The following is an 18,418-nucleotide window of genomic DNA, read 5'->3' on the forward strand; positions in this document are numbered from 1 at the left end:
GTAATTGGGACATAGCCTTATTCAAAGGCAAAAAAAAAGAGCAGGCCACCCCGGGGTGGCCTGCTCTTTTTCTATCAACCCAACACTCTTTCCATAAACGATGCGGGTTTAGCGTTTAACCAGTTCGACCGCTTCGCGAGAGAGGCGAGTCACCTCCTCCCAGTTGCCGCTCTTGACCGCATCGGCCGGCAGCATCCAGGAGCCGCCGACGGTGGCGACGCATTTCAGCGCCAGATAGTCGGCCACGTTTTTCGGGCCTATACCGCCGGTGGGGCAGAATTTGATCTGGGGAAGCGGTGCTGCAATGGCAGCCAGCGCCTTGGTGCCGCCGTTCGCTTCGGCCGGGAAGAACTTCAGGTGGTCATAACCCGCTTCCAGCGCCTGCATTACCTCGGAGGCAGTGGCAACGCCCGGGATCAGCGGGGCCGTGCTGTTGGCCGCATGGGCCAGCAGCGCCGGTGTCATCCCCGGGGAGATGACGAAGCGGGCACCGGCGGCCACGGCTGCGTCAAACTGCGCGCAGTTGAGCACTGTGCCTGCACCGACCATGGCATCCGGCATCGCCTTGGCGATGAGGGCGATGGCCTCGAGCGCCACCGGGGTGCGCAGGGTGACCTCGAACACCGAGATGCCGCCGTCGAGCAGCGCCTTGGCCATCGGCAGGGCCTGTTCCAGATCGTTGATGACCATCACGGGTACCAGCGGAGAGGCGGCAAACACCTCGGCAGGGGTCACTTTCCAGTTTTGCATAACGCTTCCTTAATCAAAGATGGTGGCGCCGCACTCGGCGCTCGATACCGCGCGACGCATCACGCTGAACAGTTCACGGCCCCACCCCTCTTGTTCCAGAGTGAGGTCAATCTCGGCCTGGGTACGGCCACTCAAATCGGTCAGGCAATCGAGGCGACCGTTTACCGCGTCCACCCGCAGCAGATCGCCATCCTTCAACAGGCCGATGGCGCCGCCGTGCAGCGCTTCCGGGGTGACATGGATGGCCGCCGGGATCTTGCCGGAGGCGCCTGAGAGACGGCCATCGGTGACCAGCGCCACCTTGTGGCCCGCCTTCTGCAGGTTGCCGAGCACAGGCATCAGCTTGTGCAACTCAGGCATGCCGTTGGCCGCCGGGCCGTTGTGGCGCACCACGATAACGGCATCCTGATTGAGGCTGCCAGCCTTGTAGGCCGTCTCCACTGCGTGCTGGGAGGAGAAGACCCGCGCCGGCGCCTCGATGACCCTATATTCGGGGGCCACGGCGGAGACCTTGACCACGGCACGGCCCAGATTGCCCGCCAGCAGCTTGGTGCCGCCGGTAGCCTGGAACACGGAACCGGTCGGCGACAATACGCTCGGATCCGTGCTTTCACCCACCGGCTGCCACACCAGCTCGCCATCCACCAGCGCCGGACGGCTGAGGTAATCCTGCATCTCGCCAAACACAGGGGTGGCATCCAGGTGGATCAGCCCCTCTTGCGCCAGACGGCGCATCAGGCCGGGCACGCCGCCCGCCTGTTCGAAGGCATTCACATCGGCCGGGCCGTTTGGGTACATGCGCACCAGCAGCGGCACCACATCGGAGAGATCGCTGATGTCGTCCCAGGTCAGGTGCAGGCCGGCGGCCCGTGCCAGCGCCACCATGTGGATGCTGTGGTTGGTGCTGCCGCCGGAGGCGAGCAGGGCCACCAGACCGTTGACCAGGGAGCGCTCGTCCAGCACCTCGCTCAAGGGGCGGTAGGCAGGGGAGCCAGGGATCATGGCGCTGATGCGACGGGCGGCTTCTTCGGTGAGCGCGTGGCGCAATTCGCTGTGAGGATGGACGAAGGCGGAGCCCGGCAGCATCAGGCCCATGGCCTCAAACACCAGCTGGTTGGTGTTGGCTGTGCCGTAGAAGGTACAGGTACCCGGCGCATGATAGGCGCCGCACTCCATCTCCAGCAGGGCATCGCGGCCCAGTTCACCGGCGGCGTACTGCTGGCGCACCTTTACCTTGTCATCATTGCTGATGCCGCTGGCCATCGGGCCGGCCGGCACGAAGGCGGTGGGCAGGTGCGCGTGGGAGAGCGCCCCCATGATCTGGCCCGGGGCTATCTTGTCGCAGATGCCGAGCAGCAGGGTGGCGTCGAAGGTGTTGTGAGAGAGGGAGAGCGCGGTCGCCTGGGCGATGAGATCGCGGGAAAACAGGGACATGTCCATCCCCGGCTGACCCTGAGTCACGCCGTCGCACATGGCCGGTACGCCACCCGCCACCTGGGCGCTGTGACCCAGTTCGGCCAGCGCGGCCTTGATGATGTCCGGGTAGCCCTGATAGGGCTGATGGGCGCTCAGCATGTCGTTGTAGGCGGTGACTATGCCGACGTTGGCGCGGGTCATGTCGAGGATACGACCCTTCTCGTCACTGCTGCAGGCGGCCACGGCGTGGGCCAGGTTGCCGCAAGCCAGGGCGGCGCGGGTCTTGCCCTGCTCGGCCTGGCGCTGAATACGGGCCAGGAACGCCTGGCGACGGGCGGCACTGCGCTCGCGAATGCGGGCTGTGACGCTGGAAATAACCTGATGGATCATTGGGCTTGCTCCAATGCTGTGACGGCCCGATCAACCACCTGCTCGAAGGTGCCGTCTATATCGATGTGAAATACACCGGCCTCGCCATCCGGGCGCTCCAGGGTATCGAACTGACTTTGTACCATGGTTTCCCGCATGAAATGGCCCTTGCGTGCCCGCATACGTTCGAGGATAAGCGCCTGATCACCATCCAGAAACAGGAAATGCACTGAGTCATTGCCCTCGCGGATCTGGTCGCGGTACTGCTTCTTGAGGGCCGAGCAGACGATGACGCCCACCTCGTTCTTCTGTTCCAGGCTGTAGGCAGCGTCGCGGATCCGCTCCAGCCAGGGGGCGCGATCCTCGTCGTTGAGCGGATTGCCACCGGCCATCTTCTGGATATTGGCCCTGGGGTGCAGATCATCGCCATCGATGAACTTGGCCCCCAGCGCCTGGGCCACCTTGAGGCCGACGCTGGACTTGCCGCTACCACACACACCCATCACGATAATGCTCTTGCCCGCCATTGTTTGACCTCTATCCCATTTTTCAAAAATCGTGCTGCCGATGGGTTCTAACTTAGCACGTTACCGGTAACATGTTACCGGTAACAACAAGAAATGTGAAGTCTGCCACAGACTGAGCGAACTCACAGCCACCTGGGCAAGCGAGCTTGAGCCCTGGCCATAAATCTAAATAAATCATAAAGATATGGCCTGCCAATGGATCGGCAGGGTGTCGATACTGAATCTGGAACAAGGAACGCACAACAATGTCTGACCTCTCCCTGATCATGACGGCCGCCGGCTCCATAGTGCTGCTGCTCTTTCTGGTGATGAAGGCCCGCCTGCACGCGGTCGTCTCCCTCATCCTGGTCTCCATGGTGGCCGGCCTAGCTGCCGGCATGAACCCGGCCGAGATCGCCAACACCATCCAGAAAGGGATGGGCGGCACCCTGGGCTTCGTCGCCGTGGTGGTGGCGCTGGGCGCCATGTTCGGCAAGGTGATGGAGGTCACCGGCGCCCTCGACCGGGTGGCCCATACCCTGCTCGGTACCTTCGGCGTCAAGCGCGCCAACTGGGCCATGTCACTGACCGGCTTCATCTGCGCTCTGCCGCTCTTCTTCGACGTGGCCGTGGTGCTGCTGATCGGGGTGGCCTTTGCCATCGTCCGTCGCGGCGGCGGCAGCGTGGTGAAGATAGGCATAGCACTGCTGGCGGGCATAGCCACCTGCCAGGCGTTCCTTATTCCGGCGCCGGGCCCCATTCTGGTGGCGTCCCAGCTGGGGGCCGATTTTGGCTACATGATACTGTTCGGCCTGATCGCCGCCGTGCCGGCCCTGATCCTGGCGGGCCCGCTGTTCGGGGAGCTGATCAGCAAGGTGGTGGATGTGCCGCTGCCCGCCGATGCCCAGAGCAGCGCCCACGACGACTGCAAGACCCTGCCCTCCTTCGGACTGGCCATGGGCCTGATCGGTCTGCCGCTGCTGATGATAGGTCTCAAGACCATAGTCGGCCGCTTCGTCGAGGCGGGATCCACACTGCACAACTGGCTGGAGTTCGTCGGTCACCCCTTCACCGCCATCATGGTCGCCTGTCTGGCCGCCTTCTACCTGCTGGGGGTGCGTCGCGGCATGTCCCGTGACGAGGTGATGAACGTCTGCAACAGCGCCATCCAGCCAGCCGGCGTCATCATACTGGTGACCGGCGCCGGTGGCGTGTTCAAGCAGATCCTGGTGGATTCCGGGGTGGGTGCCGCCCTTGGCAACATGCTGGCGGATTCCGGCCTGCCCATAGTCGCGCTGGCCTTCATACTGGCGGCCGCGGTACGGGTGATTCAGGGGTCCGCCACCGTCGCCATGCTGACCGCATGCGGTCTGCTGCTGCCCATGCTGGAACCGCTCGGCCTGAACGGTGCCCAGCTGGCCGCCGTGACCATCGCCATCGGGGGCGGGGCCATAGTGCTCTCCCACGTCAACGACTCCGGCTTCTGGCTGGCCAACCGCTATCTAGGCCTCTCCGAGAAGCAGACCCTGCAGACCTGGACAGTGATGGAGACCATCATAGGCACCACGGGCGGCGTCATGGCGATGATCATCTACAGCTTCCTTTGAACATAACCGCTGTCAAAAAGGCCTCCGATGTGAGGCCTTTTTCATCTTTATGACGATTCTTTCTTTGGCTAACAGGTCGAGGTTGCTAGAATCGCCTATCCATCGCTCCGAGTGGAACGCTTAACGCAGTGATTTCAGGTTTCTCTATGCATTCATCGGCACACTATCGACAGCTGTTGGCTCGTCTGCCCCAGATCGCCGTCGCCGCAGATCAGTTTCAGGTGCTCAACAGCCCCCGGGACTTCAAGAGCCGGATCCTTTCGCTCATCGCCAGCGCGACTCACCGCATCTATCTGGTGGCCCTCTACCTGCAGGATGACGAAGCGGGACGGGAGATACTGTCCGCCCTCTACGCCGCCAAGCAGCGCAACCCGGCCCTGGACATCAAGCTCTTCGTCGACTTCCACCGTGCCCAGCGCGGTCTGATCGGCAAGGGCAAGCAGGGGGGCAACCACCTGATGTATCAGGAAATGGCCGCCCGCCACGAACACCAGATCGCCATCTACGGCGTGCCGGTGAAGGGGCGCGAACTGCTCGGCGTGCTGCACCTCAAGGGCTTCATCTTCGATGACACCCTGCTCTACTCGGGTGCCAGCCTCAACGACATCTATCTGCATCAGCAGGATCGCTACCGTTTCGACCGTTATCACCAGATCACCAGCCCCGAGCTGACCCGCTGCATGGTCCACTATGTGGACGATCTCTTCCTCAAGAGCGAAGCTGTGCAGCGGCTGGATCGCAGCGACATCCCCACTGCCAAGCAGCTGAAGGGGCCGATCCGCCGCTTCAAGCACAGCCTGCGCCTGGGCCAGTACCGCTTCGAGAGCATGCCGGTCAACAGCCAGGAGATCGCTATCACTCCGATGACGGGGCTGGGCAAGCGGGGTAATCAGCTCAACAAGATGATCCGTACCCTGGTGCGCGCCACCGAGCGGGAGATCTTCATCTGTACCCCCTATTTCAACCCGCCCAAGGAGTTGAACAAGGACATCGAGGCCCTGCTCAAGCGCGGCTGCAAGGTGACCATAGTGGTGGGTGACAAGACGGCCAACGACTTCTTCATCCCGCCGGAGGAGAAATTCTCCACCATAGGCGGCCTGCCCTATCTGTACGAGACCAATCTGCGCAAGTTTGCCGAGCGCAACCAGCATCACATAGATGCCGGCCGTCTGAACCTGATGCTGTGGTGCTGCGAGCGCAACTCCTACCACCTCAAGGGGATCTTCGTGGATGACGAGTGGGCGCTGCTCACCGGCAACAACCTGAACCCCCGCGCCTGGGCGCTGGATCTGGAGAACGGTCTGCTGGTGTACGATCGTCGCCATCACCTGCGTGCCCAGTTCAACGGGGAGCGGGAGAACATACTCGCCAACACCAAGCGGATCAGCCACTTCGATCAGATTGAGCAGATCAAGGACTACCCGGAACAGGTGCGCAAGCTGCTGGCCCGGATCCACAGGGTCAGGGCTCATATCCTGCTCAAACGCATCATCTGACGCCGGGCGCATCGCGCCCACAGGCAGCTGCAACAAAGGCCTCCCGTTTTTCGGCAGGCCTTTGTCACATGTGGCCACCGCCTTTTTTCAGCCGCCCGGCCGGCCCGGCTCACTGCAACGCGGCTTGCATCGAGCCATCAACAACCCCTATCATCTGGACATATTTACAGTGTTTTCGGGCATCTAATTGATGAAATTGGATAAAATCTCCCTCGACAGCCTCAAGGGCGTCGGCAGCAAGATGCAGGAGAAACTCGAGCGGCTGGGGCTGGCGACGGTACAGGATCTGCTGTTCCACCTCCCCCTGCGCTACGAGGACCGTACCCAGGTGTGGCCCATCGGCGATCTGCCGCCCGGGCTGCACGGCGCCGTCGAGGGCGAAATCCAGGACACTCAGCTGGTGATGGGCCGCCGCCGCATGCTGGTCTGTCGCATCAGCGACGGCACGGGCACCCTGACCCTGCGCTTCTTCAACTTCACTGCCGCCCAGAAGAACAGCCTGGGCCAGGGCCGCCTGATCCGCTGCTTCGGCGAGGTGCGCCCCGGCAAATACGGGCTGGAGATGGCCCACCCCGAGTACAAGCTGCTCGGCGAAGAACAGGCCGGCCAGACCGAAGAGGCGCTCACCCCCGTCTACCCCACCACGGAAGGGCTGCGCCAGCTCACCCTGCGCAACCTCACCGATCAGGCGCTGGCCCAGCTCGACCTGTACGGAGTGGAAGAGGTGCTGCCCGCCGGCCTCTATCCCCAGCAGATCGAACTGGCCGCCGCCCTGCGCCTGCTTCATCGCCCGCCCCCCTCGGTGGCGCTGGCGCTGCTGGAGAGCGGCCAGCACCCGGCCCAGCAGCGACTGGTGCTGGAGGAACTGCTGGCCCACAACCTCTCGGTACTGAAAGTCCGTGCCCAGGCGCAAACCCAGCTGGCCCGCGTCCTCAAGCCGGCGCCCGCGCTGGTCGAGCAACTGCTCGGCGCCCTGCCATTCACTCCCACCGGCGCCCAGAACCGGGTGGTCGCGGAGATCGGCCAGGATCTGCAACGCAGCTACCCCATGATGCGGCTGGTACAGGGCGACGTGGGCTCAGGCAAGACGCTGGTCGCGGCGCTGGCCGCACTGCAAGCCATCGGCAACGGCTGCCAGGTGGGGCTGATGGCCCCGACCGAGCTGCTGGCCGAGCAACACGCCATCAACTTCGGCCACTGGCTGGCACCGCTCGGCATCGGAGTCGGCTGGCTGGCGGGCAAGCAGAAGGGCAAGGCGCGGGAGGCTCAGCTCGCCGCCATCGCCGACGGCAGCGTCAAGATGGTGGTGGGCACCCACGCCATCTTCCAGGATCAGGTGGTATTCCAGCGCCTGGCCCTGGTGATCATCGATGAACAGCACAGATTCGGGGTGCACCAGCGCCTCGCCCTGCGCGAAAAAGGGGAGAGGGAGGGTGTTCATCCCCATCAGCTCATCATGACGGCCACCCCCATTCCCCGCACCCTGGCGATGACCGCCTATGCCGATCTCGACACCTCCATCATCGACGAGCTGCCGCCGGGCCGCACCCCCATCACCACGGTGGCGCTGCCGGACAGCCGTCGCCAGGATGTGATCGAGCGGGTCAAGCTGGCCTGTGAAGAGGGCAAGCAAGCCTACTGGGTCTGCACCCTGATCGAGGAGTCCGAGGTGCTGGAGTGCCAGGCCGCCGAGGATACCGCCGCCGAGCTGCAAAACCAGCTGCCCGGCCTGCATATCGGGCTGGTGCACGGCCGGATGCGCCCCATCGAGAAGCAGCGGGTGATGGAGGAGTTCAAGGCGGGCATATTGCAGCTGCTGGTCGCCACCACAGTCATCGAGGTCGGGGTGGATGTGCCCAACGCCAGCCTGATGATCATCGAAAACCCGGAGCGGCTCGGGCTTGCCCAGCTGCACCAGTTGCGCGGCCGGGTTGGTCGCGGCTCTGTGGCCTCCCACTGCGTGCTGCTTTATCATGCTCCCCTGTCGAAGACGGCCCAGAGCCGGCTCGGAGTGTTGCGGGAGACCAACGACGGTTTCCTGATCGCCCAGCGCGATCTCGAGCTGCGCGGCCCGGGGGAACTGCTCGGTACCCGTCAGACCGGGCTGGCCGATCTCAAGATCGCCGACCTGGTGCGCGACCAGTCGCTCATCCCGCAGGTGCAGAAGATGGCGCGCTTCTTGATGGACCGCCACCCGAGCCATGTCGATCCCTTGATACGGCGCTGGCTCGGTTTACGGGACCACTATTCCAATGCCTGACCAAGGTAAATGCAGAAGATGGGCACATTGCCTGATGGACAGATACGGCTCCCACGTAGACCCCTTGATCCGCCGCTGGCTGGGTCTGCGAGATCACTACTCCAACGCCTGACAACCATCCCGAAACAGGAGGAAAGCACCCATGAATTCCTGGCTACGCGGCCTGCTCTATACATTTGCCTTCCTGCTGCTGTTTGTCTGGGTCGGCCTAGGCCTGTTCGATGCGGAGCGGGCCAAGGGCCCCATCGCCGGCTGGATCAGCCAGCAGACAGGGGTGCCCGTCACCATAGGGCGGCTGGTGTTCAACCCGCTCCACCCCTACACCCTGCTGGCCGAGCAGGTGAGCTATGGCGACGCCGTCACCCTCGACAAGCTCTATCTGGAGATAGAGAGCATCGACTGGCTGAACCGGGACGTGCGCATCGCCCACCTCGATCTCATTCGCCCCGTCATCAGGCTGCCGCTGCCCAACCAGCTGCCGAACCTGCCGGTGCACTCCCTCACCATCAGCGACAGCACCATAGATCGGCTCAGCCTGCAGAGTGACGAGCTGACCCTGAGCGGCCTCAACGCCACCCTCAACGACTGGCAGCTGCTCAATCCGGTGCGGCCACCCCAGGCCAACCTGAGCCTCAACATCAATCAGCTGACAACCCCTGCCTTGGCCCTCTCCCGCCTCAACCTCAAGGGTCGACTGGAAGGCCAGGTGCTGAGTACCGACAAGCTGACCACCAACCTGTTCGACGGCCTGCTGGAAACCGGCATGGAACTGGACTGGCCGGCCCGCAGCCTGCGGCTGAGCAACCTCAAGACCCAGGGTATGCGCATCGAGTGGAGCACCCTTGCCAAGGCCGAATCTCCCCTGCGTCAGGTCAGCCTGGATCTCGGCCAGATCCGGGATCTCAGCTTCAACGACATCGAGCAGGAGCTGGCCCTCAACAACCTCAACGGCCAGCTCACCGCCTTCAACTGGCAGGCCGGCAGCACGCCGACCGGCTACTTCTCGGGAACCCTCGGCGATCTCGGCCGCGGCCTGTTCCAGCTGGAGGCCATCCAGGGCAAGGTCGCCTTCTCGCCCCAGCAGATTGACGCCGAGGTGCAGGGCAAGGCCTACGAAGGCGAATTCAATCTGGAACTGGCGCTGGATACCCAGCAGCAGAAGCTGACCCTGAAAGACATGGCCCTGAGCGGCATGGACATCAGCCTGCCACAGGGGTGGTGGCAGGATTGGCAGAGCTGGCGGCCACAGCAGATCGACATCCGCAAGCTGGCATTCGACAAGCTCAAGGTGCTCTCGTTCGACGATGCCCTGCCGCTGTCGCTGACCGGCTGGCAGCTCTATCTGACCGATCTCGGCCTGCGGGGCCAGCAGCCCGCCCCCCTGCTCGGTCGGGCCAGGATAGAGAGCCAGTGGTTCGAGCTGGTGTGGGACGGCCTCAGCGCCCGCAACGGCGCGCTGGACGGTGAACTGACCCCCAGCGCCTGGCTGCTCAACAAGCTGACCAGCTCGCTGCCGGACCAGGGCTCCCTCAGCCTGAGCGGCCAGTGGGGCAAGGAGCCGGGCCAGACCAGCCGGTTGCAGCTCAAGGGGGAGAAGCTGGATCTGGTGCAGTGGAGCAAGCTGCTGCACTCCCCCATCTCCTTCGCCGGCAAGGCCGATCTGAGTGCCGATCTGCAGGCCCTGCACGGCAAGACGCCAGGCGAGTGGCGCAGCACCCTGCAGGGGAGCTTTGCCCTCGATGCCAACGAGCCCTTCTGGGACAAGGTGCAGATAGATCCCCTGCTGGATGAGTGGTTCAAGGGCGCAACCCCGCCCACCCTCAGCCCGGATCAGCTGTGGCAGGCCATGCAGGCGGGGGACACCCCCTTCTACCGCATCAAGCTGCAGGGCAAGGTGGAGCAGGGCCAGTTGCAGATAGAGCAGGCCGGCGCCTCCACCATCACCCATCTGCTCGCCCTGCAGGGGGGCATAGATCTGGTCAACGAACAGTGGCAGCTGGATCTCGGTGCCCTGAATGGCCAGCGCTGCGCCGAGCTGCTGAGCCACTGGCGCGGCCCGCTCTATGCCCCCGTGCTGAGCTGGGAGTTCCCGGCCAAGCAGGCCTCCTGTGGCTGGGAGGTGGGGGTGAGCTACCCGGCCCAGGGGCGCAACAGCCCGCTCTGGCGACCGGCACAGCCCGCCAAAGCGCCCACGCCGGCCAGCGAGCAGTAAAACGAACAAGGCCTCATCATGAGGCCTTGTTGCAATCTTGCGAGGTGAAAAGCGTCAGGCCTGCTGACCGGGCCGCTTGATGGGCTGCACCACGTAGTGACCGAGGAACTCGGCCGCCAGCTTGTCACCACTGAACAGCTTGATCTTGAGGCTGAACTTGGCCGACTCTCCCGCCTTGAGCGGCGCCAGCACGGCGGGCATTCCCTCGCGGGCCACCCGCGCCTCCGGCTCCTCGTTGACCGGGCGGTAATACTTGATGTTGCCCTCTGCCAGCACTGTATCCCCCACCAGACCCGCTTCTTTGAGCTGCAACCAGATCAGGCCCCAGCCCGCCAGCACGCACTGGCTGTAGATGCTGCCGGCAAACATGGTGTCGTGCACGTTGAGGTTGGCCGCCAGATTGGCCTTGAGATGGAAGGTCTGGCCGTCGTAGTGGGTGATGTGTACCCCCATCTTCTCGCTGATGGGGATGCCCCGCGACCAGCGGGTGGTCAGATCCTGGCACCACTCGGGGCGATACTGGATGGTCTGCAAGGGGCTGAGGGACTTGATCATCTGGCGATGGGGAATGCGGCCGAAGGAGACGGGGCCTTCCCCCACCTCGAGGAAGCCGCACTTGCGATAGAACTCCACCGCCTCCTGGCGGGCATTCATCACCAGCCGCTTCACCTTCTCGCTGCGGGCCAGTTGTTCGAGATCTTCCACCATGCGGGCACCCAGTCCCTGACCGCGAAACTCGGGGCGCAACGCCATAAAGCGGATCTGGGCCTCATCACCACCGACAAACAGTCGGCCGACGGCGATGGGCGTGCCATCAGGCGCCAGCATCAGGCGGTGGATGGCAACGGTATCGTATTCGTCCCGCTCGGAACCGACGGGCAGATTGAAGGGTTTACGCAGCAGTTCCCAGCGCAGCTGGTAGTAAGCATCCAGCTCGGCTGCCGTTTGAGGGGTGACTACCCGGTACATAAAGCGATCCTTGAGTGAGTGCCGACGGACAGATTGAAGCGCTTGCGCACCAATGCCTCCCAGCGCAGCAGGTAGTAAGCTTCCAGCTCGGCTGCCGTCTGAGGGGGGACTACCCGGTACATAAAGCGATCCTTGAGTGAGTGCCGACGGACAGATTGAAGGGCTTGCGCACCAATGCCTCCCAGCGCAGCGGGTAGTAAGAGTCCAGCTCGGCTGCCGTCTGGGGAGTGACCACCCGGTACATAGTTCCATCCTTGAGTTACACTGGTCGAAAACCATCTTGCCGTGCAAATTCATGGACTTCAATCTGCAAGCGTACCAAGCCGACCACTTATTGCACCTGAGCGCCAAGCCGGAACGGCGCCTCTCCATTCTGGAAAATGCCCATCACCGCTGGCTGGAGATAGACGGCGTGGTGCAGTCGGCCATGTCCCTCGCCCAACCGGCCAGTCTCTGCCTGCCCCATCAGCAGTGCATCGCCAGCCTGTTGCCGGTGACGGCTACCCGGGTGCTGGAGCTGGGGCTGGGCGGCGGCGATCTCACCCGTCACCTGGGGGCACGCTGGCCCGAGGCACGGCACGACTGCGTGGATCTGGACGAAGAGGTACTGACCCTGTTTCAGGCGTTCTTCCGCCACCCGGCGGAACCCGCTGATCGGGCGCTGCACCTGCACCACGCCGATGCCCTCGCTTTCCTGCTGGCCCACGACGACACCTATGACTTCGCGCTGCTCGACCTGTTCAGCCAGGATGGCAACCCCCTGCTGCTGTTCCAGCATCACCTCTATCAGACCCTGGCCGCCCGGCTGCGCGGTCCCCTCATCATCAACCTGCTGCCGCGCACCCACAGGGAGCTGGAGCAGGCACTCATGCTGGCCGAGGAGTGGATTGGCCCCACCCAGGCGCACCCAGTGCCCGGCTACATCAACGTGATCCTGCACGCAATCCCGCGCCACCTCGCCTAGCCGCGATGCTCCCGGTTATTGCCACCGGCTCTGCCGATACATCCTCTCAGACCTGCAGCCAGAAGGTCACAGGACCATCGTTGAGCAGCGCCACCTTCATGTCGGCGGCAAAGCGGCCCGTCTCGGTCGGTATGCCGCTGGATGCTGCCTGCGCCACGAAGTAGTCGTATAGCCGCTCGGCCTCGACCGGGTGGGCGCCGCCGGAGAAGCCGGGTCTCATCCCCTTGTTGGTATCCGCCGCCAGGGTGAACTGGGAGACCACCAGCAGGCTGCCACCCGCCTGGCTCACGTTCAGATTCATCTTGCCATTCTCGTCGGAGAAGATGCGGTAGCCGCTCACCTTGTGCAGCAGCTTGGCGGCCCTGGCCTCGTCATCCCCCTGCTCCACCCCGAGCAGCACCAGCAGCCCCCGGCCTATGGCCCCGGTCACGTCTCCCTCTACCGTTACGCTGGCCTCGGAAACCCGCTGGATCAATGCAATCACATCCCTCTCCTCTTGAAACAAAATGACCGCCCCCATCTTGCTAACAGGGGCGGTCATCGATGCTAACAGCAAGAGGCCGGATCAGGCCAACTCATCAGCACCCGGTCGCTCATATTCACCGAGGCAGGCGGTAGTTTCCGCGCCAAGCAAGACCACCAACCAGCTGAGGTAGACCCAGACGAACAGGATCGGAATGGTCGCCAGGGCGCCATAGATGGCCTGATAGGAGGGGAAGTTGGTGATGTAGATGGCAAATCCGCGCTTGGCCAGCTCGAACAGGGTAGCGGCCACCAGGGCGCCGATGAAGGCGTGTATCAGCCGCACCTTGCAGTTGGGCACCACCGTATAGACCAGCAGGAAGGTGAGCACGGAGAAGAGGAACGGCAAGCCGCGCAGCAGCAGGTAGCCGATGCCGAACAGGCTCTCGGCCCCAAACAGCCGCAGCGAGAAAATGTAGGAGGAGATGGCGATGCTGGCGCCGATGAGCACAGGGCCCAGGGTCAGTATCATCCAGTACATGGCAAACGCCTGCGCCAGCGGTCGGCCCTGGGTCGAGCGCCAGATGTAGTTGAGGTTCTTGTCGATGGCCGAGATCAGCATCAGCGCCACCACTATCAGGGCACCGATGCCGACGGCAGTGGTATTGGTGGCATTGGCCACGAAGCCGTCTATGTACTCCTTGAGCATCTCACCCGCGGTGGGCACGAAGTTGTGATAGACGAACTGCTCCATCGCCTGTTTCAGGGTCTGGAACACGGGAAAGGCGGACATCATGCCGAACACCACGGCAATCATGGGCACCAGGGAGAGCAGGGTGACATAGGCCAGATAACCGGCGGTCACCGTCAGCCTGTCCTGCTGGAAACGACCCCAGACAAACTGGGCGAAGTGGCCACCATCGTGGCGTAAAAAGGAGAGGGCATGGCCGAGACGGCCACCGAATTTCTGCTGCATCGTGATTCCCAATGTCTTCATCATGCCGGCATTGTGTCAGATTGCATGGCCATTTGGCCACCTATGGGCCGGATCGATGCGACCTGTTCGGGCATGCTGGCCAGCGATACCCCGCCGAGCGACCATAAAAAAAGAGGCCCGAAGGCCTCTCTCTGTCTGTCGAGGAACAGATATCAAGCACGACCGGCGCGCTTGCGATCCATCTCGGTCAGCAGTTTCTTACGCACACGGATAGCCTTGGGCGTGATCTCTACCAGTTCATCGTTGTCGATGAATTCAAGAGCCTGTTCCAGGGTCATGCGGATCGGCGGAGTCAGCACCTGGGCTTCATCGGTACCGGAGGCACGCATGTTGGTCAGCTGCTTGCCCTTCAGGCAGTTCACTGTCAGGTCGTTGGAACGGGAGTGAATACCGATCACCTGGCCTTCGTACACTTCGGTCGCGTGACCGATGAACAGACGACCACGGTCTTGCAGACCGAACAGGGCAAAGGTCAGAGCCTTGCCGGTAGCGTTGGAGATCAGCACGCCGTTCTGACGCTCGCCGATGCTGCCACCCTTGTGCGGACCGTAATGGTCGAAGGTGTGGTACAGCAGACCGGTACCTGAGGTCATCGTCAGGAACTCGGTCTGGAAGCCGATCAGGCCACGACTCGGGATCATGAAGTCAAGACGGACACGGCCCTTGCCATCCGGGGTCATGTTGGTCATCTCGCCCTTACGCAGGCCAAGTTGCTCCATCACGGAACCCTGGTGGATCTCTTCCACATCGACAGTCACGGTTTCGAACGGTTCGTGCAGAACGCCGTCCACGGTGCGCAGGATAACTTCCGGACGGGATACCGCCAGCTCGTAGCCTTCGCGACGCATGTTTTCGATCAGGATGGAGAGGTGCAGTTCACCACGACCGGATACGCGGAATTTGTCCGGATCTTCGGTCTCTTCCACACGCAGGGCCACGTTGTGGACCAGCTCCTGGTTCAGACGCTCCATGATGTTGCGGGAGGTCACGAACTTGCCTTCTTTACCGGCGAACGGTGAGGTGTTGACCTGGAAGGTCATGTTCACGGTCGGCTCGTCAACGGAGAGCGGCGGCAGGGCTTGAACAGCACTGTTGTCACAGATGGTGTCGGAGATTTTCAGCTCGCCCAGACCTGTGATGGCGATGATATCACCCGCTTGCGCGTCAACCACTTCGGTACGGGACAGACCCAGGTAGCCAAGCACCTGACCGACTTTGCCGGTACGGGTCTTGCCATCGGCACCGATGACGGTGACTTGCTGGTTGGTCTTGACGCGACCACGGCTGATACGGCCGATGCCGATAACACCCACGTAGGAGTTGTAATCCAGCTGGGAGATCTGCATCTGGAAAGCACCGGCAGGATCACCCTTCGGCTGCTCAACGTTATCAACGATGGCCTGGAACAGGGGTTCCATGTTGTCGGACTCAACGCCCTGGTCCATGGTGGCCCAACCGTTCAGTGCAGAGGCGTAGACAACTTTGAAGTCCAGTTGCTCATCGGTCGCACCCAGGTTGTCAAACAGGTCGAATACCTGATCCATAACCCAGTCAGGACGAGCACCCGGACGGTCGATCTTGTTGATGACCACGATCGGCTTCAGACCCTGGGCGAATGCCTTCTGGGTCACGAAACGAGTCTGCGGCATAGGGCCGTCAACAGCATCAACCAGCAGCAGCACAGAGTCGACCATGGACATGACGCGCTCTACTTCACCACCGAAGTCGGCGTGACCCGGGGTATCAACGATGTTGATACGGTAGTCTTTCCAGCGGATCGCGGTGTTCTTGGCGAGAATGGTAATACCACGTTCCTTTTCCAGGTCGTTGGAATCCATCAGACGCTCTTGACCATCAGTGGTACGGTCCAGGGTTCCAGACTGCTGCAGCAGCTTATCAACCAGGGTAGTTTTGCCGTGGTCTACGTGCGCAATAATCGCAATATTGCGTAAATTCTCTAACATTCTCGCCTCAATCACCGGGTAAAATTGGGCGCTAATTGTACTCTCGCCTTTGTGATCTGCCTAGCAGAATTGCAGTGCATTCACGCATAACAGGGGATCGGGATCATGGACCTTCCGCTCAAAGCCTGCTTAGATGGGGGCTGACCGTATACTGCGCACCATTTTAGTGCACCAAAACGATCCACTGTTGCACTACTTTGAGGCGTAACGCGCTGAGATGGCGGGTCTTGGGGCAGGCTTATAGTCGCAAATGCCCTGAAATCAAGCTGTCACAAACTTGGCACGATACTGGCTTATGTGAATGTGATGACGCATTCACCCTAAGAGTTTTAACACCGGAGGTTACTTAGCATGTCAGCCCAGAACGTTTTGGCCCTGATCCAGGAACACGAAGTCAAGTTTGTTGACCTGCGCTTTACCGACACCAAGGGTAAAGAGCAGCACGTATCCATCCCTTCCCACCAGGTCAACGAAGACTTCTTCGAAGACGGCAAGATGTTCGATGGCTCCTCCATCGGCGGCTGGAAGGGCATCAACGAGTCTGACATGGTGCTGATGCCGGATGCGGCCTCCGCCAAGCTGGATCCGTTCACCGAAGAGACCACCCTGAACATCGTCTGCGATGTGCTGGAACCGGCCACCATGCAAGGTTATGACCGCGATCCGCGCTCCATCTCCAAGCGCGCCGAAGATTTCCTGAAAGCCAGCGGCATCGCTGACACCGTGCTGTTCGGGCCGGAGCCGGAATTCTTCATGTTCGACAACATCACCTTCTCGAACACCATGGGCCACAGCTTCGTGAAAATCGAATCTGAAGAAGCCGCCTGGAACTCGGGTACCGAGTATGAGCACGGCAACAAGGGCCACCGTCCGTTCGTGAAAGGCGGTTACTTCCCGGTTGCACCGGTCGACTCCTCCCAGGACATCCGCGCCGCCATGTGCCTGGTGCTGGAAGAGATGGGCCAGGTCGTTGAAGCTCACCACCACGAAGTGGCGACCGCCGGTCAGAACGAGATCGCGACCCGTTTCAACACCCTCACCCTGAAAGCGGATGAAGTGCAGGTGCTGAAGTACGTGATCCACAACGTGGCACACGCCTACAACAAGACAGTCACCTTCATGCCGAAACCCATGTTCGGTGACAACGGCTCCGGCATGCACTGCCACCAGTCCCTGGCCAAGAACGGCGTCAACCTGTTCGCCGGCGACCTGTACGGCGGTCTGTCCGAGATGGCACTGCACTACATCGGCGGTATCATCAAGCACGCCAAGGCCATCAACGCCTTCGCCAACCCGACCACCAACTCCTACAAGCGTCTGGTGCCGGGTTATGAAGCACCTGTCATGCTGGCCTACTCCGCCCGCAACCGCTCTGCCTCCATCCGTATCCCGGTAGTGCCGAGCCCGAAAGCTCGCCGCATCGAAGTACGCTTCCCGGATCCGGCAGCCAACCCGTACCTGGCGTTCGCAGCCCAGCTGATGGCCGGTCTGGATGGCATCATCAACAAGATCCATCCGGGCGATGCCATGGACAAGAACTTGTATGACCTGCCGCCGGAAGAAGCCGCCGAAGTGCCGACCGTTGCCGGCTCTCTGGACGAAGCCCTGGCCGCACTGGACAGCGATCGCGAGTTCCTGACCCGCGGTGGCGTGTTCAGCGATGACTTCATCAACTCCTACCTGGAACTGAAACAGCAGGATGTTGACCGCGTGCGCATGACCCCGCACCCGCTGGAGTTTGAACTGTACTACTCCGTTTAATCCGGACCACAGCTCAGAACTTGACCAAACCCGCCAACAGGCGGGTTTTTTCTCTGATAGGATTAAGCAAAATCCCGTCAAGGAGAGATGGATGAGAAACACATACCCCGTATGGGCACTGAGTCTGCTGCTGGCGAGCATGGGGGCCCAGGCCGCCAAGGTATACTCCTGGACAGACAGCAAGGGCGTCGTCCACTACACGGATGCCCCTCCCCCCGGCCAGCAGGCCAAAGAAGTGGATCTGCGGGTTGCCCCTCTCGTTGGCAGCTCGCCGCGTTCGGTACAGGTGGAGAACTTCAACAGCCTGACCGGCGTCGATGCCAAGAAGGAGAAGGAAGCGGCCAAGCTGGTGATCGAGCTGCTCTCACCAGAACAGGGCAGCACGCTGCGCGACAACACAGGCAACGTGGTGTTCCAGGGCCAGATCAGCCCGAAAGCACCGACCCAGTACGACGTGCGCCTGACGCTGGATGGCAAGGCGGCCCCCATAGTCAACAATGGCCTGGCCATTCGGGTCGAGAACCTGGATCGCGGTGCGCACGAGGCCCAACTCGAGCTGCTGGCCAAAGACGGTACGATCCTTGCTAAATCCAGGGTAGTCACCTTCTACCTGCACCGAGCCAGCCTCAATCCGGCACCAAAAGTGACCCCGCTCCCCAACAAGGGGTGATCCTGTGCATCGATA

Annotated in this window: 16 protein-coding genes; 7 read left to right on the forward strand and 9 right to left on the reverse strand. The window is 62.1% G+C overall.

Annotated elements, in window-relative coordinates; genetic code table 11:
* Positions 1–108 precede the first annotated feature (108 nt).
* Genes BN1118_RS03230 through BN1118_RS03240 form a run of 3 tightly spaced genes read right to left on the reverse strand, consistent with a single transcriptional unit; the run spans position 109 to position 3,062 of the window.
* Positions 109–750 carry a bifunctional 4-hydroxy-2-oxoglutarate aldolase/2-dehydro-3-deoxy-phosphogluconate aldolase gene (locus BN1118_RS03230; protein ID WP_043554562.1) on the reverse strand — a complete coding sequence of 214 codons (642 nt, stop codon included), beginning with the start codon at positions 748–750 and terminating at the stop codon, positions 109–111.
* A 9-nt stretch (positions 751–759) separates the two neighbouring features.
* Complete coding sequence (edd, locus tag BN1118_RS03235) at positions 760–2,556, reverse strand: phosphogluconate dehydratase (RefSeq protein ID WP_043554564.1); 1,797 nt, start codon at positions 2,554–2,556, stop codon at positions 760–762.
* Positions 2,553–3,062, reverse strand: a complete 510-nt coding sequence (locus tag BN1118_RS03240; RefSeq protein WP_042866937.1) for a gluconokinase — start codon at positions 3,060–3,062, stop codon at positions 2,553–2,555. The genes edd and BN1118_RS03240 overlap by 4 nt, the downstream gene beginning before the upstream one ends.
* Positions 3,063–3,307: 245 nt before the next feature.
* Between BN1118_RS03240 and gntU the strand changes: the two genes are divergently transcribed.
* From gntU to BN1118_RS03260, 4 genes are all read left to right on the forward strand, one after another.
* Positions 3,308–4,648, forward strand: a complete 1,341-nt coding sequence (gene gntU / locus BN1118_RS03245; RefSeq protein ID WP_043554565.1) for a gluconate transporter — start codon at positions 3,308–3,310, stop codon at positions 4,646–4,648.
* Between the two features lie 146 nt (positions 4,649–4,794).
* Complete coding sequence (pssA, locus tag BN1118_RS03250) at positions 4,795–6,144, forward strand: CDP-diacylglycerol--serine O-phosphatidyltransferase (protein ID WP_043554566.1); 1,350 nt, start codon at positions 4,795–4,797, stop codon at positions 6,142–6,144.
* A gap of 190 nt (positions 6,145–6,334) precedes the next feature.
* A complete protein-coding gene (gene recG / locus BN1118_RS03255) occupies positions 6,335–8,404 on the forward strand; it encodes an ATP-dependent DNA helicase RecG (RefSeq protein WP_043554567.1) in 2,070 nt (689 codons plus the stop codon).
* Positions 8,405–8,546: 142 nt separating this feature from the next.
* Positions 8,547–10,616, forward strand: a complete 2,070-nt coding sequence (locus tag BN1118_RS03260; RefSeq protein WP_043554568.1) for an AsmA family protein — start codon at positions 8,547–8,549, stop codon at positions 10,614–10,616.
* A gap of 54 nt (positions 10,617–10,670) precedes the next feature.
* On the opposite strand, the gene BN1118_RS03265 is transcribed toward BN1118_RS03260, so the two are convergent.
* The 3 genes from BN1118_RS03265 to BN1118_RS22345 are packed head-to-tail and all read right to left on the reverse strand — an operon-like array spanning position 10,671 to position 11,829.
* Positions 10,671–11,585, reverse strand: a complete 915-nt coding sequence (locus tag BN1118_RS03265) for a bifunctional GNAT family N-acetyltransferase/hotdog fold thioesterase (protein ID WP_043554569.1) — start codon at positions 11,583–11,585, stop codon at positions 10,671–10,673.
* Positions 11,573–11,707, reverse strand: a complete 135-nt coding sequence (locus BN1118_RS22190) for a hypothetical protein (RefSeq protein ID WP_043554570.1) — start codon at positions 11,705–11,707, stop codon at positions 11,573–11,575. The genes BN1118_RS03265 and BN1118_RS22190 overlap by 13 nt, the downstream gene beginning before the upstream one ends.
* Entirely contained in the window at positions 11,695–11,829 is a 135-nt protein-coding gene (locus BN1118_RS22345; RefSeq protein ID WP_043554571.1) for a hypothetical protein, read from the reverse strand. The genes BN1118_RS22190 and BN1118_RS22345 overlap by 13 nt, the downstream gene beginning before the upstream one ends.
* Positions 11,830–11,880: 51 nt before the next feature.
* On the opposite strand from BN1118_RS22345, the gene BN1118_RS03280 reads away from it, so the two are divergent.
* Positions 11,881–12,549, forward strand: coding sequence for a spermidine synthase (locus tag BN1118_RS03280; protein WP_043554619.1), 669 nt, complete (start codon positions 11,881–11,883; stop codon positions 12,547–12,549).
* A gap of 46 nt (positions 12,550–12,595) precedes the next feature.
* Here BN1118_RS03280 and dtd read toward each other — a convergent pair whose 3' ends face one another.
* The 3 genes from dtd to typA all read right to left on the reverse strand — a co-directional run bounded on the left by dtd (position 12,596) and on the right by typA (position 15,972).
* Positions 12,596–13,033, reverse strand: coding sequence for a D-aminoacyl-tRNA deacylase (dtd, locus tag BN1118_RS03285; protein ID WP_043554620.1), 438 nt, complete (start codon positions 13,031–13,033; stop codon positions 12,596–12,598).
* A gap of 81 nt (positions 13,034–13,114) precedes the next feature.
* Positions 13,115–13,987, reverse strand: coding sequence for a virulence factor BrkB family protein (locus BN1118_RS03290; RefSeq protein ID WP_043136447.1), 873 nt, complete (start codon positions 13,985–13,987; stop codon positions 13,115–13,117).
* A 173-nt stretch (positions 13,988–14,160) separates the two neighbouring features.
* Positions 14,161–15,972 (reverse strand): translational GTPase TypA, encoded by a 1,812-nt coding sequence (gene typA / locus BN1118_RS03295; protein ID WP_005319864.1) that lies wholly within the window; start codon positions 15,970–15,972, stop codon positions 14,161–14,163.
* 351 nt (positions 15,973–16,323) lie between these two features.
* Between typA and glnA the strand changes: the two genes are divergently transcribed.
* Both glnA and BN1118_RS03305 read left to right on the forward strand, forming a co-directional pair.
* The gene (gene glnA / locus BN1118_RS03300; RefSeq protein WP_042866924.1) at positions 16,324–17,733 is read left to right on the forward strand and encodes a glutamate--ammonia ligase; all 1,410 of its coding nucleotides are present in this window, start codon (positions 16,324–16,326) and stop codon (positions 17,731–17,733) included.
* 91 nt (positions 17,734–17,824) lie between these two features.
* A complete protein-coding gene (locus tag BN1118_RS03305; RefSeq protein ID WP_043554572.1) occupies positions 17,825–18,403 on the forward strand; it encodes a DUF4124 domain-containing protein in 579 nt (192 codons plus the stop codon).
* The last annotated feature ends 15 nt before the right edge of the window (positions 18,404–18,418 follow it).

The organism is Aeromonas bestiarum (assembly GCF_000819745.1).
Classification (GTDB): Bacteria; Pseudomonadota; Gammaproteobacteria; order Enterobacterales; family Aeromonadaceae; genus Aeromonas; species Aeromonas bestiarum.

What these genes read in the sequence shown, in the direction of transcription:
- BN1118_RS03305 (WP_043554572.1), top strand. Translation starts at nt 17,825, where the DNA reads ATGAGAAACACATACCCCGTATGGGCACTGAGTCTGCTGCTGGCGAGC.
- edd (WP_043554564.1), bottom strand. Translation starts at nt 2,556, where the DNA reads ATGATCCATCAGGTTATTTCCAGCGTCACAGCCCGCATTCGCGAGCGC.
- BN1118_RS03280 (WP_043554619.1), top strand. Translation starts at nt 11,881, where the DNA reads ATGGACTTCAATCTGCAAGCGTACCAAGCCGACCACTTATTGCACCTG.
- BN1118_RS22345 (WP_043554571.1), bottom strand. Translation starts at nt 11,829, where the DNA reads ATGTACCGGGTGGTCACTCCCCAGACGGCAGCCGAGCTGGACTCTTAC.
- typA (WP_005319864.1), bottom strand. Translation starts at nt 15,972, where the DNA reads ATGTTAGAGAATTTACGCAATATTGCGATTATTGCGCACGTAGACCAC.
- BN1118_RS03290 (WP_043136447.1), bottom strand. Translation starts at nt 13,987, where the DNA reads ATGCAGCAGAAATTCGGTGGCCGTCTCGGCCATGCCCTCTCCTTTTTA.
- pssA (WP_043554566.1), top strand. Translation starts at nt 4,795, where the DNA reads ATGCATTCATCGGCACACTATCGACAGCTGTTGGCTCGTCTGCCCCAG.
- gntU (WP_043554565.1), top strand. Translation starts at nt 3,308, where the DNA reads ATGTCTGACCTCTCCCTGATCATGACGGCCGCCGGCTCCATAGTGCTG.
- recG (WP_043554567.1), top strand. Translation starts at nt 6,335, where the DNA reads ATGAAATTGGATAAAATCTCCCTCGACAGCCTCAAGGGCGTCGGCAGC.
- BN1118_RS03265 (WP_043554569.1), bottom strand. Translation starts at nt 11,585, where the DNA reads ATGTACCGGGTAGTCACCCCTCAAACGGCAGCCGAGCTGGATGCTTAC.
- BN1118_RS03260 (WP_043554568.1), top strand. Translation starts at nt 8,547, where the DNA reads ATGAATTCCTGGCTACGCGGCCTGCTCTATACATTTGCCTTCCTGCTG.
- glnA (WP_042866924.1), top strand. Translation starts at nt 16,324, where the DNA reads ATGTCAGCCCAGAACGTTTTGGCCCTGATCCAGGAACACGAAGTCAAG.
- BN1118_RS22190 (WP_043554570.1), bottom strand. Translation starts at nt 11,707, where the DNA reads ATGTACCGGGTAGTCCCCCCTCAGACGGCAGCCGAGCTGGAAGCTTAC.
- BN1118_RS03240 (WP_042866937.1), bottom strand. Translation starts at nt 3,062, where the DNA reads ATGGCGGGCAAGAGCATTATCGTGATGGGTGTGTGTGGTAGCGGCAAG.
- BN1118_RS03230 (WP_043554562.1), bottom strand. Translation starts at nt 750, where the DNA reads ATGCAAAACTGGAAAGTGACCCCTGCCGAGGTGTTTGCCGCCTCTCCG.